The sequence below is a fragment of the Halorubrum distributum JCM 13561 genome, from assembly GCF_000337395.1.
Lineage (GTDB): Archaea > Halobacteriota > Halobacteria > Halobacteriales > Haloferacaceae > Halorubrum > Halorubrum distributum.
Genome location: NZ_AOJF01000031.1, coordinates 90935 through 104764, shown reverse-complemented (window position 1 = coordinate 104764; position 13830 = coordinate 90935). Strand labels below are relative to the sequence as shown.

The window sequence follows — 13830 nt, the reverse complement described above, 5'->3', positions numbered from 1 at the left end:
AGATGGGGGACCGGAGGGGAGATCCGTCGGCCGACGACCGACAGTCGTCGAGCGGCGACGCCGTCCCGACCGGGATCCTCCGGGCGTTCGTCGAGGCGATTCCGACCCCGACGCTCGTCTGCGATCCGGAGACGCTGACGATCCGGGCAGCGAACGCGCCCGCGGCCGACCTCCTCGGGCACGACCGCGGCACGCTGACCCTGATGGGCCTCCCCGACATCGGTGAGAACGACGTCACCGTTTCCGGGGAGTCGATCGCCGAGGTCGCCGCGGCGGCCGCCCGGCTTCCCGGGTCCGACGGGGCCGACGCCCCGGTCAAGCGGTTCGAGTGGAACCTCCGGCTCGGGAGCCCGGGACTGCGGGTCGACGGGGCGCTCCACGCGGCGACGATCGCCGGCGACGAGTGGCTCGTCGTCGGCCTCTCCGACGCCACCGCCCGCGTCGCCGCCGAGACCGAGCGCGACGCCGAACGCCGACTCGTCGACGCGCTCGCCGAGACGGTCCCGCTCGCGCTGTTCCGGTGTACCGAGGAGGGGACGCTCGCGCGGTGGAACGGCCGGCTGGCGGCCGACTCCGGCTACGACCCCGAGTCGCTCTCGGGGCGGGCGCTCGCCTCGCTGTTCGACGAGGAGACGGGCGGCCGCGTGACCGACGCCCTCTCCCGGGTGTACCGCGAGGGAGAGACCGTGTCTCGAGAGGCGCGGCTGCTCACCCGCTCCGGCGAACGCGTCCCCTACCGGCTCTCCGTCGGTCCCGTCACCGACGGCGACCGGGTCGTGGGCGCCGTCGGCGTCGGCGAGGACCTCACCGAGGCGTCGCTCCGGGAGGAGCGGCTCGCGGTGTTGACCCGCGTCCTCCGACACAACTTCCGGAACGACCTCAACGTCGTCACCGGGTTTACCGGCCGGGCGATCGAGGCCGTCGACGACCCCGAGCTGACGGGGCAGCTCGAGCGGGTCGTCGACACCGCCGAGCGGCTGCTGCGCCTCGGCGAGACCTCGCGGAAGGTGGAGCGGCTGCTCTCTCAGCGCCCCTCGCCGCGGCCGGTCGCGCTCGCGCCCGCGGTCGACGCGGCGCTCGAATCGCTCCCGCCGGAGATCCGCGAGCGCGCGGCCGTCGACGTCGACGTCCCCGAGGGGATCGCCGTGTCCGCGATCGCGTACCTCCCCGAGGCGATCACCGAGCTCGTCGACAACGCGGTCCGGCACAACGACGCCGACGACCCGCGGGTGCGGATCTCGGCCGCGGAGCTGCCGAGCGAGTCGTGGGTCTCGCTCGTCGTCGCGGACGACGGCCCGGGGATCCCGCCGGCCGAGCGGGCCGTGCTCACCGGCGAGGAAACGCCGCTGGACCACGCGAGCGGGCTCGGCCTCTGGTACGTGAACTGGATCGTCACCGCCGGGGGCGGGAGCCTCGACATCGCCGAGAGCAAGGCCGGCGGCAGCCGGATCGAGCTGTCGCTGCGGGCCGCCGAGGAGCCGCTGCCGGAGGACGCGGACCTGTTCGATCCCGACGCCGCCGAGGACGGCGCGTAGCTCCCGGGCCGCCCGCTCACTCGACCAGGCGCAGCTCGTCGCCGACCGCCACCGCCTCGGCCGCGCCCGCCTGTAGTTCGACCACGGTGTCGGCGCGGCCGCGCCCCAGCCCGACGAACGGCGCGAGCCGCTTTTTCGCCGTCACCTCGCCGTCGGCGATCCACACCGCGTCGATCGCGAACGGCACGAACAGCATGTGGAGCCACTGCGTGTCGGGCTCGTCGAACGGGAAGGCCAACGCGTAGTCGTCCGCGATCGACCGCCGGAACATCAGTCCACGAGCCTGTTCGAGCGTCGAGCGCGCGACGTCGACGTCGCTCGCGAGGACGGTCTCGGTTCGATCGCTCCCCGGTGCGGGGCGGTGAACGAGTCGCACGCCCGCCACCTCGCCGCGGGCAGATAAATAGCCTCTCGTTCGGTCGGCGTCAGCTCAGCTCTCGCCGCCGATCGCGTCGGCGCTTAGCTCGCGCTCCCGTACGTCTCCTCGAGGTACTCGACGATGTCGTCGCTCTCGGACATCCCCTCGACCCCGTGCTCCTCGTCGACGAGGACGGGAACACCGGTCTGCCCGGAAACCTCCTCGACCTCGGTGCGCTCGCCGTGCGAGCGCGGCACCATCACCGACTCGTACTCCAGGTCGAGGTCCGCCAGCTTCGTCTTGACCTTCGCGCAGTACGGACAGCCCTCGAGCTCGTAGAGCGTTAGGTTCGCCATCACCGTTGCGTAGGAGACGGACCCGTAAAGAGGTGCGGCCGCGGATGCGTCCGCCGCGCACGGGCGGTCGAGCGCGTTCCGGCCGCAGACAGCGGTGTGGGGGACGCTACCGGGAACTGCGCGAAAACCGGAGGAAATCGGAGCGCGTGAACGGGGTGGTCGGCGAGGCGATGCCGGGTCGGCGTCTATGGAAATCTGTCTCCGACAGATTTCACATAGCGCCGCCCATGCCGCCCATGCCGCCCATGCCGCCGCCGGGGGCGCCGCCCTCGTCGTCGCCGCCCGACGTCGAGAGGTCGCCCGCCGAGATGATGTCGTCGATTTTCAGCACGAGGTTCGCCGCCTCGGCCGCGGAGGCGATCGCCTGCTCCTTCGCGTGGGCCGTCTCGACGACGCCCGCGTCGGCCGTGTCGACGACCTCGCCGGCGAACACGTCGAGCCCGGCGTTCTGGTCGCCCGCCTCGTGGGCCGCGCGCAGGTCGACCAGCAGGTCGATCGCGTCGAGGCCCGCGTTCTCGGCGAGCACGCGGGGGATCAGTTCGAGGGAGTCGGCGAACGCCTCGACCGCGAGCTGCTCGCGCCCCTCGACGGAGTCGGCGTAGTCGCGCAGGCGGCGCGCGATCTCGACCTCGACCGCGCCGCCGCCGGGCAGGGTCCGGCCGTCGGAGACGGTCGTCGAGACCACGTCGAGCGCGTCCTGAATGCCGCGTTCGAGCTCGTCGACCACGTGGTCGGTGGTGCCGTACAGGAGGAGCGTGACGCCGTGGGCGTCCTCGCCCTCGACGTAGAACAGCTCCTCGTCGTCGTCGCGGCTGACCGAGCCGACCGCGAGGTCGTCGGCGGTGAGCGAGTCGAGGTCGGTGACGATCGGCGCGCCGAGGACGTTCTTCAGGAACGTCAGGTCGGACTTCTTCGTGCGGCGGACCGCGAGGATGCCCTCCTTCGCGAGGTAGTGCTGCGCGAGGTCGTCGATGCCCTTCTGACAGAAGACGACGTCCGCGCCGGACTCGACGATCGTGTCGACCTTCTCGCGGAGCTGCTTCTCCTCCTGGTCGAGGAACTTCTGGAGCTGGTCCGGGGAGTCGACGTTGACGGAGGTGTCGACGTCCGCCTCCTCAACCTCGATCGGGTCGTTGAGGAGGAGGACGTTCGCGGACTCGAAGTCGGTCGGCATGTCCTCGTGGACCGCGTCCTTGTCGATCGCCGCACCGGTGAGCAGGCGGGACTCGCCCGCCGCCCGGCCGGTGCGCGTCTCGATGTTGAGGTTCGCCAGATCGACCACGTGGGAGCCGTCGTCGGCCTCGACGGTGACGCCCTGTACCGCGCGGACGACGAGGTCGGCGAGCACGTCCTTGTCCAGCTCCGCGCCCTTGCCGGTCATCGACGTCTCGGCGACGTTACGCAGCGTCTCCGTGTCGTCGGGGTCGACGGCCGTCGCGACCTCGTCGACCTGCTCGCGGGCGTACTCGCTCGCGAGGTTGAACCCCTTGATCACCGCGGTCGGGTGGATGTCCTGTTCGAGGAGGTCCTGCGCGTTCTTCAGCAGCTCGCCCGCGATGGCGACCGCGCTGGTCGTCCCGTCGCCGGCCTCGTCCTCCTGGGTCTCGGCGACCTCGACGACCATCTCGGCGGTCGGGTTGTCGATGTCCATCTCCTGGAGGATGGTGACGCCGTCGTTGGTGATGGTGACGTCGCCCATCGAGTTGACGAGCATCTTGTCCATCCCTTTCGGTCCGAGCGTCGAGCGGACGGATTCGGCGACGCCGCGCGCCGCGGAGATGTTGTACTCCTGTGCGTCCTTGTCCTGGACGCGCTGGGCGTCCTCGCCCATAATGATCATCGGCTGGCCCTGCTGCATTCGCTGACTCATACAGCGTTTGATTGATTGTGATTCTATATAAATCTCTCGGTGAGGGGCGACCGGACGCGCTCGGCCGTCGCCGGCGACTCTCGGCGAAAACCGCACGACACCGCGGTCATCTATCCCGGTTCATGCGGGAAGTTAGCATTGATCTATTTTGCTTCGAGAACGCCGTTTCGCCCTGGTTTATATACTTCTTCCGCGGCGGCTCGTCACCCCGGGATCCCGCCGGCGAGGAGCGCGGCGTCGACGAGCAGCAGGACGGCGAGGCCGCCGCTCGCCAGCAGGTAGGGCCGAGCGACGGACGCCAATCGGGCGGATCCGGGGACGCCCCCGACTCCGGCGAGCGCGTCGACCGGGAACCCCTCGGCCATGTACCGGCCCCACCCGAGGTCGGGGTCGATTTCGCGGCGCATCCGGAGGACGCCGAGCTCGACGAGCCCGTTCATGACGCCCCACAGCGACAGCATCGCGAGGACGGCCCACCCCCGGCCGGTCGTCGCGAGGAGATCGAGCGGCGTGTACAGCCGCCAGATCATGTACGCGCCGGTGACCGGGAGGACGACACCGGTCCAGCGCGTGAGCATGAGGAGCCGGTGCGCGGCGTCGACGAACGCGGCGCGACCGAGCGTCCCGTCGGTCGCCCGCGGCAGGGTCGCGTAGACGACGTACAGCGTCGCGCCGGTCCACAGCGCGCCGGAGAGCACGTGGAGGACGAAGGCGGTCGTGAGCAACACGGGATCGGATGGGCGCGAGAGCGGGAAAAAGGCCCTCCCGGACAGGATCGGTTCGGCCGCGGCGGGCGGTTAGCTCTCCGCGACCGGCACCGCGTCGAGCGCGGCTTCGACCACCCGCACCGCGCTCGCGCCGTCGCGCCGCGGGACGACGCAGACGAGCGCGTCGCCGGCCACGCCCGCGGCCCCGACGTCGACGTCCGCGGCGGCGAGCCGACCGAGCGCGTCCGCCAGCGCAGCGGCGTCGACGTCGCCGGTCGCGAGGATCGCCGTGCGGTCGCCGCCGTCGACGACCGCCGCGTCGCCGACCCGGAGGAGGGCGTCGGCGTCGTCCGCGCCGGAGTCGCCGGCGCCCGCGTCCGCTGCGTCGTCCGCGTCGTCGACCACGCCTACGCCGCTCCGCATGGTGACGCTCGCGGTCCGGGACTCGGTCTCGTACGCCGGCAGGTCCTCCCGAAAGCGGCGGAGCGCGGCCGCGATCGCGTCCGGGCCGCCGTCGAGGTCGGCCCGCTCGGCGAGCCAGGTCGCGGCGGCGCTGTGGTTCACCAGTCCGGCGCGGAGCGCGTCGCGGACGAACGGGTGCGCTCTGACCGCCTCGCGCGTCTCGGCTGCCAGCGACATGCGCGGGGCTGCGCGTCGGGCGGGCAAGATCGTTTCGGTCCGGTCGCCGGACGCGCGGACCGCTCGCCGCCGACGGTTCGGCGTTCTCGTCGCCTCGCAGCCTCCGAAGTCCCTAAGAGCGGCGCGGCCCCAGCACGGGTATGCAGTCGCTCGTCATCGTCGCGCACGGCTCCCACCTCAACCCCGAGTCGAGCGCGCCGACGTACGACCACGCCGACACGATCCGCGCCACCGGTGCCTTCGACGAGGTCCGAACCGGCTTCTGGAAGGAAGAGCCGCACTTCCGAGAGGTGCTCCGCACCGTCGAGGGCGACGAGGTGTACGTCGTCCCGCTGTTCATCTCGGAGGGGTACTTCACCGAGCAGGTGATCCCCCGCGAGCTCCGGCTCGCCGGCTGGGACGTCTCCGAGTGGGACTCCGACGGCCTCTCGGCCGACCAGGCGACCCTCGTCGCCGAGGACATCGACCGCGAGGTCCACTACTGCGGCCCGGTCGGGACCCACCGCGCGATGACCGACGTGATCGTCCGGCGGGCGGAGTCCGTGACGAACGACGCCGACGTGGGCGACGGGTTCGGGCTGGCGGTCGTCGGCCACGGCACCGAGCGCAACGAGAACTCGGCGAAGGCGATCGAGTACCACGCCGACCGGATCGCCGAGCGCGACCGCTTCGACGAGGTGAAGGCGCTGTACATGGACGAGGACCCCGAGGTCGACGACCTCCCCGAGCACTTCGAGAGCGACGACGTCGTCCTCGTCCCCCTCTTCATCGCCGACGGCTACCACACCCAGGAGGACATCCCGGAGGACGTCGGGCTCTGCGAGGACCACACCGAGGGGTACGACGTGCCCGAGACGGTCGACGGCACGCGGATCTGGTACGCGGGTGCGGTGGGCACCGAGCCCCTGATGGCCGACGTGGTCTTGGAGCGGGCGGCCGACGCCGGCGCCGACCTCGGGACCGCGCTCGACGACGTGCGCGAGACGACCCGCGTCGCCACGGGGGACTGACCGTGGCCGACTCCACCCCCGCGACCGACGGCGGCGAGGCGGTCGACGACGAGGCGGTCGACGACGAGGCGGGCGACGACGGGACCGCGACCCCCGAGATCGACCTCCCGGGCGACGCGTTCGACGCGGTGCTCGACGCGCTCGACGACCTCGACCCGGGCGAACCCCTCCGGTTCGAGGGGTTCAGCGTCGCCCGCGACGACGAGGGGGGATACGTCCTCGCCGACGGCGGTCGGCCCAGGCCGATGGACGAGCGCGAGCTTCACGAGGCGCTCACCGAGCGCGCCGCGGCCGTCACCGATTGGTACGCCTTCGAGCGCGTCGTCGGCGAGTTCGGCCCGCGCCGCGCCTTCCTCCGGTGGATCGAGGACGCCGACGGCGAGACCGTCGCGACTCGGTACGCCGCGCTCGCCGAGGGGATCGAGCGCGCCTGGGGCGAACTGAAGATTACGGCGACGGTCACCGACCGCGGGGAGCGCCGCTACGACGTGCGCCACGCCGACGACGCGGACGCCTCGGTCGACGACTTGGAAGCGCACGAGGATCCCCTCGACGCGCGCGACCTGGTCACCTTCGACGAGAAGGGGCGATACCGCCCCCTCAAGACGGCGCCGTCGCTCGCCGGCGGGTGGGTCTTCCCCGATCTGGGGCCGCGCGACCTCTACGAGACGGTGGAGACGATCTACCCCGCGACGGTCGCCAACTGGCACCGCGAGCGCGAGGGCGAGCTCGACGTGACCCACTGGCGCGAGACGATGGAGCGCCAGTCCGGTATCTACGGCGTCGTGAAGACGTGGGACCGCGGCGAGGGCCACGAGCACGTCGACTGGGTCGCCGAGGCCTGCTGCGACGACTCGCAGTGTCTCAAGCGCCGAGAGTGGGAGTACGACGAGGACACCGACCTCGACGTCGACGGCGGCGACGGCGTCTTCCCCTGTCGCGAGCCCTGCTCCGTGGTGGTGTCGGCCGCGCGGAAGTGGACGCGGCTGGAGAGCGAGCAGCCGCGGACCTACGAGTTCGAGCTGACGCCGAGCGAGAAGGAGCAGGTCGAGGCTATCATCGACGCGGTCGCCGACGGCCGGACCGACGAGATCCGCGAGGCGGACACGAAGGAGGGCGCGAACCGCTACCGCGCGCGCTTCCTGCGGGCGAAGCGGTTCGACGACGAGGGGAACCTCGGCGGCGTGCCGACCGACCCGGACGAGGAGTGACTCTCCGGCGGGACCGCGACGAAGCGCGCCAGGCTGACGCGCGGGACCGCGACGAAGCGCGCCAGGCTGACGCGCGGGACCGCACCCGCCCGCCCCGGAAACATCGCCGCGCCCCGCAGGCTTTTCTCACCGCCCCCGGTACGGTACGGTAATGAACGCCGTCACGCTGGGTCCCGCCGGCACGTACTCGCACCGCGCCGCTCGCTCCGTCGCCGCCGAGGTGTCGTTCCGGGAGTCGGTCACCGCCATCGTCGACGCCGTCGCGGCCGGCGAGTTCGAGCGCGGCGTCGTCCCCATCGAGAACAGCATCGAGGGCTCCGTCACGGAGAGCCTCGACGCGCTCGCCGACTACGACGTCTCGGTCACCCGCGAGGTCGTCACGCCGATCCGGCACGCCCTCCTCGCGCAGGACGACGCGTTCGAGGTCGTCGCGAGCCACTCGCAGGCGCTCGCGCAGTGTCGCAACTGGCTGGAGTCGAACTACCCGGACGCCGGCCTCGAAGCGGTCGCCTCCACGGCCCGCGGGGTCGAGCGCGCCCGCGAGGACGCCCGCGTCGCCGGGATCGGGCACCCGGACAACGCCGGCGACGACCTCTCGATCCTCGCGGCGGACATCCAGGACCGCACCTCCAACGCGACCCGGTTCCTCGTCGTCGCGCCCGAGTCCGCACGCTCCGACGCCGGCGGGAAGACCACCCTGATCGTCTACCCGAACGCGAACTACCCCGGCCTCCTCCTGGAACTGCTGGAGGCGTTCGCCGACCGCAACCTCAACCTCTCGCGGATCGAGTCGCGCCCGAGCGGCGAGCGCCTCGGCGACTACCTGTTCCACTTCGACGTGGACGCCGGCCTCTACGAGGACCACATGGCGAAGGCGGTCGGAGACGTGGAGGCCATCGCGGACAACGGGTGGGTGAAGATGCTCGGCTCGTACGACACCGAACACGTGCTGGACTGAGTCTCGCTCCCGATCGCGGCGCCGCTCCGGCGCCGCTTCCGCCCGCTCGGTCGTCGGGTGACGCCGGCAATACCGACGCAGATTTGGGTCTCTTTCGTGCCGAATGCGGGTTGCTTTCACCAAATTGTTGAATACATACTGAAACGTCTTCTCGGACGGGTTCATCCCATGAACGCAAACAGACGGACGGTACTGAGGGGCGTCGGAGCGGGAACGGCGACGCTGCTCGGCGGCGTCGGCGCGGCCGCCGCAAAGCCGCCGAGTCAAGGCGACACGATCGTCGACGTGGCGGTCGCCGCCGACGGGTTCGATGTGCTCGTCGCAGCGGTCCAAGAGGCCGGGCTCGTCGACACGCTGAGCGGGAACCGGCAGCTGACGGTGTTCGCCCCGACGGACGAGGCGTTCGACGCCGCCGGGATCACGGCCGACAACGTGGGCGACGTCGACGACGAGTTCCTGACCGACGTGCTCACCTACCACGTCGTGCCGGGTCGCCGGAAGGCGAACTCGATCGTCAACGCCGACAGCGTCCCGACGCTGAACGGCGCGACGGTCGACGTCGACGGGACCGTCCTCAACGACGGTCAGGCCGAGATCGTCGAAACGAACATCGAGGCCTCGAACGGCGTCATCCACGTCATCGACGGCGTGTTACTGCCGTAGGCGGGCTCTCGACCGATGCCCCCGCTGACGGTACGTCCTCCTCCATGCGCCGTGTGGCTATCCCCGCGCTTAATAGCCGCTCTCCCGATGGGTACTGTCGATGGAGCCGGTTCTCTGGCAGGTGTTGGCCGGGACGCGCGGCGGCCCGAACCGGGCTCGCCTGCTCCGCGCGCTCGACGAGCGCCCGCGGAACGCCAACCGGCTCGCCGAGGACCTCGACCTCGCGTACAAGACCGTCAGACACCACCTCGACGTGCTGGAAGAGAACGGCGTGATAGAGAGCACCGACCAGAACTACGGTGCCGTTTACCTCCCCACGGACCGGACCCGTACGCACTGGGACACCGTCGAGGAGATCATCGACCAACTGGAATGAGCATAACATATCTCCCGAACGCAGCGACCGACCGCCGAACCGGAGGGCACGCGGCATGACAGCGACCCTCGGCGTGACGACGCCCGAACTGACCGCGACGATCGACGTAGCGACGGCCGGCATCGCGACGCTCGGCGGCGCGACGCTCGGCGTGGCGCGGGTCGCCGCGGGGCTGAACATCCTGCTGCTGCTCGTCCTCGTCGGCATTTGGGGCCGGAACTACCTCGAGATCCGGTCGAAACACACCCTCGGCTCGGCGGTGTTCGCGCTCTTCCTCCTCGCCGAGAACGCCCTGGCGCTGTTCTACTACCTGAACCCGCCGCAGATGTCGACGCCCGCGCTCCGGGCGATGATGTACCTCCAGATCTTAGAGTTCGTCGGCATCGCCTTCCTCGTCTACGTGACTTGGGACTGAGCCGGGTCTGTCCCCCGGGCCGAGTCGCGCTACTCGAACCGGTACGTCGCGCCGTCCGGGCCGTCCTCGATCTCGACGCCGACCTCGCGGAGCGCGTCGCGGAGCTCGTCGGCGCGCTCGTAGTTGCCGGCCTCGCGCTCGGCCTCGCGCACGTCGAGGACGAGTTCGACCAGCTCGCCGGCGAGGTCGACGTCGCCGTCGCTCGGCGATTCGAACTGGAGCCCGAGCACGTCGCCGCCGAGGTCGTCGAACGCCTCGACCGCCTCGCGGAGGCCGCGGTAGTCGTAGGCGGCGTCGCCGTTGGCGTCGATGTGTCGGTTCACCGCGTCGGTGAGGTCCAGGAGCGCCGCGGTCGCCTCCCGGAGGTTGAGGTCGTCGTTCATCGCAGCCGCGAAGTCGTCGCGGGCGGTTTCGACCGCCGCGCGGAGGTCGCCATCCGCCGCTTTCGCGCGGGCGTCGGTCGAGTCGAGCGCGTCGACCGCGCGGTCGTAGGTGCGCGAGAGGCGCTCCCAGCGCTCCTCGGCCTCGGCGATCGTCTCCTCGGTGAGCGCCTGCTCGGAGCGGTAGGCGGCGCCGGCGTAGAAGGTCCGGACGACGTTGACGCCGAGTTCCTCCAAGGCGTCGGGGACGGTCCAGAAGTTGCCGATAGAAGAGGACATCTTCTCGCCGTCCATCTCCAGGAGGCCGACGTGGAGCCAGTGGCGCGCGAACGCCTCGCCGGTGGCGGCCTCCGACTGCGCGATCTCGTTCTCGTGGTGCGGAAAGACGAGGTCGCGGCCGCCCATGTGAATGTCGAGCGTGTCGCCGAGGTGCGTCGTCGACATCGCCGAGCACTCGACGTGCCAGCCCGGGCGCCCCTCGCCCCACGGCGACTCCCACGTCTCGCCGTCGGGCGTCTCCGCCCCGTGGTCGTGTTTCGCGTGCTCTCGCGCCGCGGTCTCGCTCACGCCGTCCGCCTTCCAGAGGGCGAAGTCGGCGGGGTTGCGCTTCTCCGAGCGCTCGTCCGGCTCGCCCTGCGCTTCGAGCGCGTCGAGGTCCTGGTTCGAGAGCTTCCCGTACTCCTCGAAGCGCGTCACGTCGAAGTAGACGGAGCCGTTCGACTCGTAGGCGTACCCCCGCTCGATCAGGGTCTCGACGAGGCCGACGATCTCCGGGACGTGTTCGGTGACGCGGGGGTACACCTCGGCGCGCTTCAGGTTCAGCCCGCGCATCGCGTCGAAGACGCTCGCCGTGAACGTCTCGGCCACGTCGCGCTCGGCGGCCCAGTCGTCGCGCTCGCCGACGCGGGCCGTGATCTTCTCGTTGACGTCCGTGACGTTCTCGACGTGGCGCACGTCGTACCCCTCGTGTTCGAGCCACCGGTGGAGCACGTCGGCGTGGAACCACAGCCGGGCGTGGCCGAGGTGGGGGTCGTCCGACACCGTCAGGCCGCAGACGTACAGCGTGACGTCGCCGTCGGCCGTGAACTCGACGCGCTCGTCTTCCAGGGTGTCGGTAACGACGAGACTCATTACGACGTGGTTGCCGAGGTGAGCGTTTTAAATCGTCGGATCGAGCGAGATAACTCTATCCGGGAGCTCAAACCGCGTCCCCGAAGCGGTTAGAGAAAGAGAATTGTCCCGATCTGTACTGCTGCGTAGCCAAGCACTATCACAACAATAGCCTTTATCAATAGCCCCGGAATGTTGTTCGGAATGTCGTCCCATTGCTCTGCGATCCCCGGTCCTTCCGGTTCTACTGCCGCCGGTGTCCTTCCGCTGTTTTCGAAGATGTCATCGCCAAACATCCGCTCTAACTCGGCGTCTTGTCTGTCCATCATCGCGTCGAACTCGTTGTAGTTGTCGAACCGGTTCTTGATCTGGCTGACGTACGACGCGGAGCAGTCACACGCGTTCGCGATCTCCTGATTCGTCGCATTCGGGTTTTCCCACCACGTGAGGAGGATATCTCGTTGTAGGTTCGTTTTGGAACTGTCTCCCATATGCGAACTACGTGATTTTTTGTTGATAATATTTTCTACAAAACACGAAGACAGAGAATCGTTTTTGACTAAATAAATTGGCTCATTCTTTACTCTTTGAAATTTCTAAATATAAATGGCCAACGGCGGTACGGCGAACACCTCCAAAGCCCCAGTCGCGAGGGGCCCGTACGCTCGCTGCGCTCCTCGCTCAGTCACTCCGTTCCTTCGCTGCGGTGCTTGCGTCGCCTACGGGCCCCTCGCGACTGCCCCTTTGAGTCCCACCCGCCCGCGACCGCACCGCAGCCTCACACCTCCCCAACCTCGTCAGTCGCCGTCGCTTCGCTCCGGCGACTGACTCCCTCGCGCGCGCTCCTCGCGGCCGCCTTCGGCGGCCACTCGGAGGCACGCGCCACCGCAGTTCTATTTATAAATAACGACCCTCTCCCTCACTCTACCCGCGTCGTCCATTCCACCTCGTACCCCGCCTCGCGCACCGCCGACAGGACGCGGTCGACGTGGGCCGGGCCGTTCGTCTCCACCTCGAACACGAGGTCGGCGTCGCCAACCGGCAGGTCCGGGCGGCTGCGCTCGTGGCGCACCGTCCGGATGTTCGCGCGCTCGCCGCCGATCAGGGTCGCGATCTCGCCCATCGTCCCGGGCGTGTCGTCGATGCGGACGGAGAGCTCGATCAGCTGGTCGCGGTCGACGAGGGCGTGGGTCACCACCTCCTTCAGCGTCGTCACGTCGATGTTGCCGCCACAGAGGAGGGGAACGACGGTCTCGCCGGCCAAGTCCAGCCCGTCGACCGCGTCGTCATTTAAAAGGGCGGCCGCGGCGGTCGCGCCCGCGCCCTCGACCATCTGCTTCGCACGCTCTAAGAGCAGCAGGATCGCGTTCGCCACGTCGTCGTCGCTCACGACGACCACCTCGTCGAGGTGCTCCTCCAGAAGCTCGAAGGTGAGGTCGCTCAGCCCGCCGGTCGCGATGCCGTCGGCGATGGTGTCTGGCTCGTCGCGCGTCACGAGCTCGCCGGCCGCGAGGCTCTCCGAGAGCGTCGACGCGCCCTCGGTCTGGACCCCGACGACCCGCGTCTCGGGCGCTCGCGCCTTGATCGCGGTCGCGACGCCTCCCGCGAGCCCGCCGCCGCCGACCGGGACGAGCACGGTGTCGAGGTCGGGCACTTGGTCGAGCACCTCCAGCCCGAGCGTCCCCTGTCCGGCGACCACGTCCGGGTCGTCGAACGCGTGGACGAACCGCGTTCCGGGGTCGTCGGTCAGCGTCCGGGCGTGTTCCATCGCCTCGGGGAACGCGCTCCCGCGGAGCACGACCTCGGCGCCGTACGCGCGGGTTGCCTCGATCTTCGCCGCGGGCGCGGACTCCGGCATCACGATCGTCGCGTCGATCGCGGCGTCCGCCGCCGCCAGCGCCACCCCCTGCGCGTGGTTGCCCGCGCTCGCGGCCACGACGCGCTCGATCGCGGGGTCGTCGGCCCCCGCACCCGAACCGGCGACCGCCCGCGAGATCGCGTTGTACGCGCCGCGGGTCTTGAACGAGCCGGTGCGCTGGAGGTGCTCCATCTTCAGGCGCACGTCGGCGCCGCACCGGTCGCTCAGCGACCGGCTCCGCTCGACGGGCGTGCGCTGGACGATGTCGGTGCCGGCGAGCCGCTCGGCGGCGGCCTCGACGTCGTCGATCGTGACGGGGGACATGGGCGCGGTGTTCGCCCGGTCCCCGCAAAAGAACTCGGTTTCGGAACGCCGATACGGACG

15 protein-coding genes are annotated in these 13830 nt (G+C 70.1%); 7 read left to right on the top strand and 8 right to left on the bottom strand.

The features are described 5' to 3' along the window. Positions 1–2 precede the first annotated feature (2 nt). A complete protein-coding gene (locus tag C470_RS06650) occupies positions 3–1535 on the top strand; it encodes a PAS domain-containing protein (protein WP_008366088.1) in 1533 nt (510 codons plus the stop codon). Between the two features lie 16 nt (positions 1536–1551). Here the strand turns inward: C470_RS06650 and C470_RS06645 are convergent, their stop codons facing one another. The 5 genes from C470_RS06645 to C470_RS06625 form a co-directional block, all read right to left on the bottom strand. Continuing rightward, a complete protein-coding gene (locus C470_RS06645; protein ID WP_004598102.1) occupies positions 1552–1920 on the bottom strand; it encodes a DUF192 domain-containing protein in 369 nt (122 codons plus the stop codon). A gap of 74 nt (positions 1921–1994) precedes the next feature. Continuing rightward, positions 1995–2249, bottom strand: a complete 255-nt coding sequence (locus C470_RS06640; RefSeq protein ID WP_007344962.1) for a glutathione S-transferase N-terminal domain-containing protein — start codon at positions 2247–2249, stop codon at positions 1995–1997. Between the two features lie 211 nt (positions 2250–2460). Further along, complete coding sequence (thsB, locus tag C470_RS06635; RefSeq protein WP_049908614.1) at positions 2461–4107, bottom strand: thermosome subunit beta; 1647 nt, start codon at positions 4105–4107, stop codon at positions 2461–2463. 215 nt (positions 4108–4322) lie between these two features. Further along, complete coding sequence (locus tag C470_RS06630; protein WP_008366082.1) at positions 4323–4847, bottom strand: hypothetical protein; 525 nt, start codon at positions 4845–4847, stop codon at positions 4323–4325. 69 nt (positions 4848–4916) lie between these two features. After that, on the bottom strand, positions 4917–5465 hold the full coding sequence (locus C470_RS06625) for a DUF7523 family protein (protein WP_008366080.1): 549 nt from the start codon (positions 5463–5465) through the stop codon (positions 4917–4919). Between the two features lie 140 nt (positions 5466–5605). Between C470_RS06625 and C470_RS06620 the strand changes: the two genes are divergently transcribed. From C470_RS06620 to C470_RS06595, 6 genes are all read left to right on the top strand, one after another. Beyond that, positions 5606–6475 (top strand): CbiX/SirB N-terminal domain-containing protein, encoded by an 870-nt coding sequence (locus C470_RS06620; RefSeq protein WP_004598095.1) that lies wholly within the window; start codon positions 5606–5608, stop codon positions 6473–6475. A 2-nt stretch (positions 6476–6477) separates the two neighbouring features. Next, on the top strand, positions 6478–7686 hold the full coding sequence (locus C470_RS06615) for a DR2241 family protein (protein WP_008366078.1): 1209 nt from the start codon (positions 6478–6480) through the stop codon (positions 7684–7686). A gap of 151 nt (positions 7687–7837) precedes the next feature. Further along, complete coding sequence (gene pheA / locus C470_RS06610; protein WP_008366076.1) at positions 7838–8644, top strand: prephenate dehydratase; 807 nt, start codon at positions 7838–7840, stop codon at positions 8642–8644. 168 nt (positions 8645–8812) lie between these two features. Next, complete coding sequence (locus tag C470_RS06605; protein WP_004598090.1) at positions 8813–9307, top strand: fasciclin domain-containing protein; 495 nt, start codon at positions 8813–8815, stop codon at positions 9305–9307. Positions 9308–9407: 100 nt separating this feature from the next. Next, positions 9408–9683 carry an ArsR/SmtB family transcription factor gene (locus C470_RS06600; RefSeq protein WP_008366073.1) on the top strand — a complete coding sequence of 92 codons (276 nt, stop codon included), beginning with the start codon at positions 9408–9410 and terminating at the stop codon, positions 9681–9683. A 55-nt stretch (positions 9684–9738) separates the two neighbouring features. Then, positions 9739–10098: a hypothetical protein gene (locus tag C470_RS06595; protein ID WP_007994780.1), complete on the top strand. Its 360-nt coding sequence runs from the start codon at positions 9739–9741 to the stop codon at positions 10096–10098. A gap of 29 nt (positions 10099–10127) precedes the next feature. Here the strand turns inward: C470_RS06595 and cysS are convergent, their stop codons facing one another. From cysS to ilvA, 3 genes are all read right to left on the bottom strand, one after another. Next, positions 10128–11609, bottom strand: a complete 1482-nt coding sequence (gene cysS, locus C470_RS06590; RefSeq protein WP_008366071.1) for a cysteine--tRNA ligase — start codon at positions 11607–11609, stop codon at positions 10128–10130. An 89-nt stretch (positions 11610–11698) separates the two neighbouring features. Further along, positions 11699–12079: a hypothetical protein gene (locus C470_RS06585; protein ID WP_008366070.1), complete on the bottom strand. Its 381-nt coding sequence runs from the start codon at positions 12077–12079 to the stop codon at positions 11699–11701. Between the two features lie 428 nt (positions 12080–12507). After that, entirely contained in the window at positions 12508–13770 is a 1263-nt protein-coding gene (gene ilvA, locus C470_RS06580; protein WP_008366068.1) for a threonine ammonia-lyase, read from the bottom strand. Positions 13771–13830 lie beyond the last annotated feature (60 nt).

Excerpts from the sequence above, each read along its gene's own strand:
- C470_RS06600 (WP_008366073.1), top strand. The coding sequence starts at position 9,408 with ATGGAGCCGGTTCTCTGGCAGGTGTTGGCCGGGACGCGCGGCGGCCCG.
- C470_RS06625 (WP_008366080.1), bottom strand. The coding sequence starts at position 5,465 with ATGTCGCTGGCAGCCGAGACGCGCGAGGCGGTCAGAGCGCACCCGTTC.
- cysS (WP_008366071.1), bottom strand. The coding sequence starts at position 11,609 with ATGAGTCTCGTCGTTACCGACACCCTGGAAGACGAGCGCGTCGAGTTC.
- C470_RS06620 (WP_004598095.1), top strand. The coding sequence starts at position 5,606 with ATGCAGTCGCTCGTCATCGTCGCGCACGGCTCCCACCTCAACCCCGAG.
- C470_RS06650 (WP_008366088.1), top strand. The coding sequence starts at position 3 with ATGGGGGACCGGAGGGGAGATCCGTCGGCCGACGACCGACAGTCGTCG.
- C470_RS06595 (WP_007994780.1), top strand. The coding sequence starts at position 9,739 with ATGACAGCGACCCTCGGCGTGACGACGCCCGAACTGACCGCGACGATC.
- ilvA (WP_008366068.1), bottom strand. The coding sequence starts at position 13,770 with ATGTCCCCCGTCACGATCGACGACGTCGAGGCCGCCGCCGAGCGGCTC.
- C470_RS06585 (WP_008366070.1), bottom strand. The coding sequence starts at position 12,079 with ATGGGAGACAGTTCCAAAACGAACCTACAACGAGATATCCTCCTCACG.
- C470_RS06640 (WP_007344962.1), bottom strand. The coding sequence starts at position 2,249 with ATGGCGAACCTAACGCTCTACGAGCTCGAGGGCTGTCCGTACTGCGCG.
- pheA (WP_008366076.1), top strand. The coding sequence starts at position 7,838 with ATGAACGCCGTCACGCTGGGTCCCGCCGGCACGTACTCGCACCGCGCC.
- thsB (WP_049908614.1), bottom strand. The coding sequence starts at position 4,107 with ATGCAGCAGGGCCAGCCGATGATCATTATGGGCGAGGACGCCCAGCGC.
- C470_RS06605 (WP_004598090.1), top strand. The coding sequence starts at position 8,813 with ATGAACGCAAACAGACGGACGGTACTGAGGGGCGTCGGAGCGGGAACG.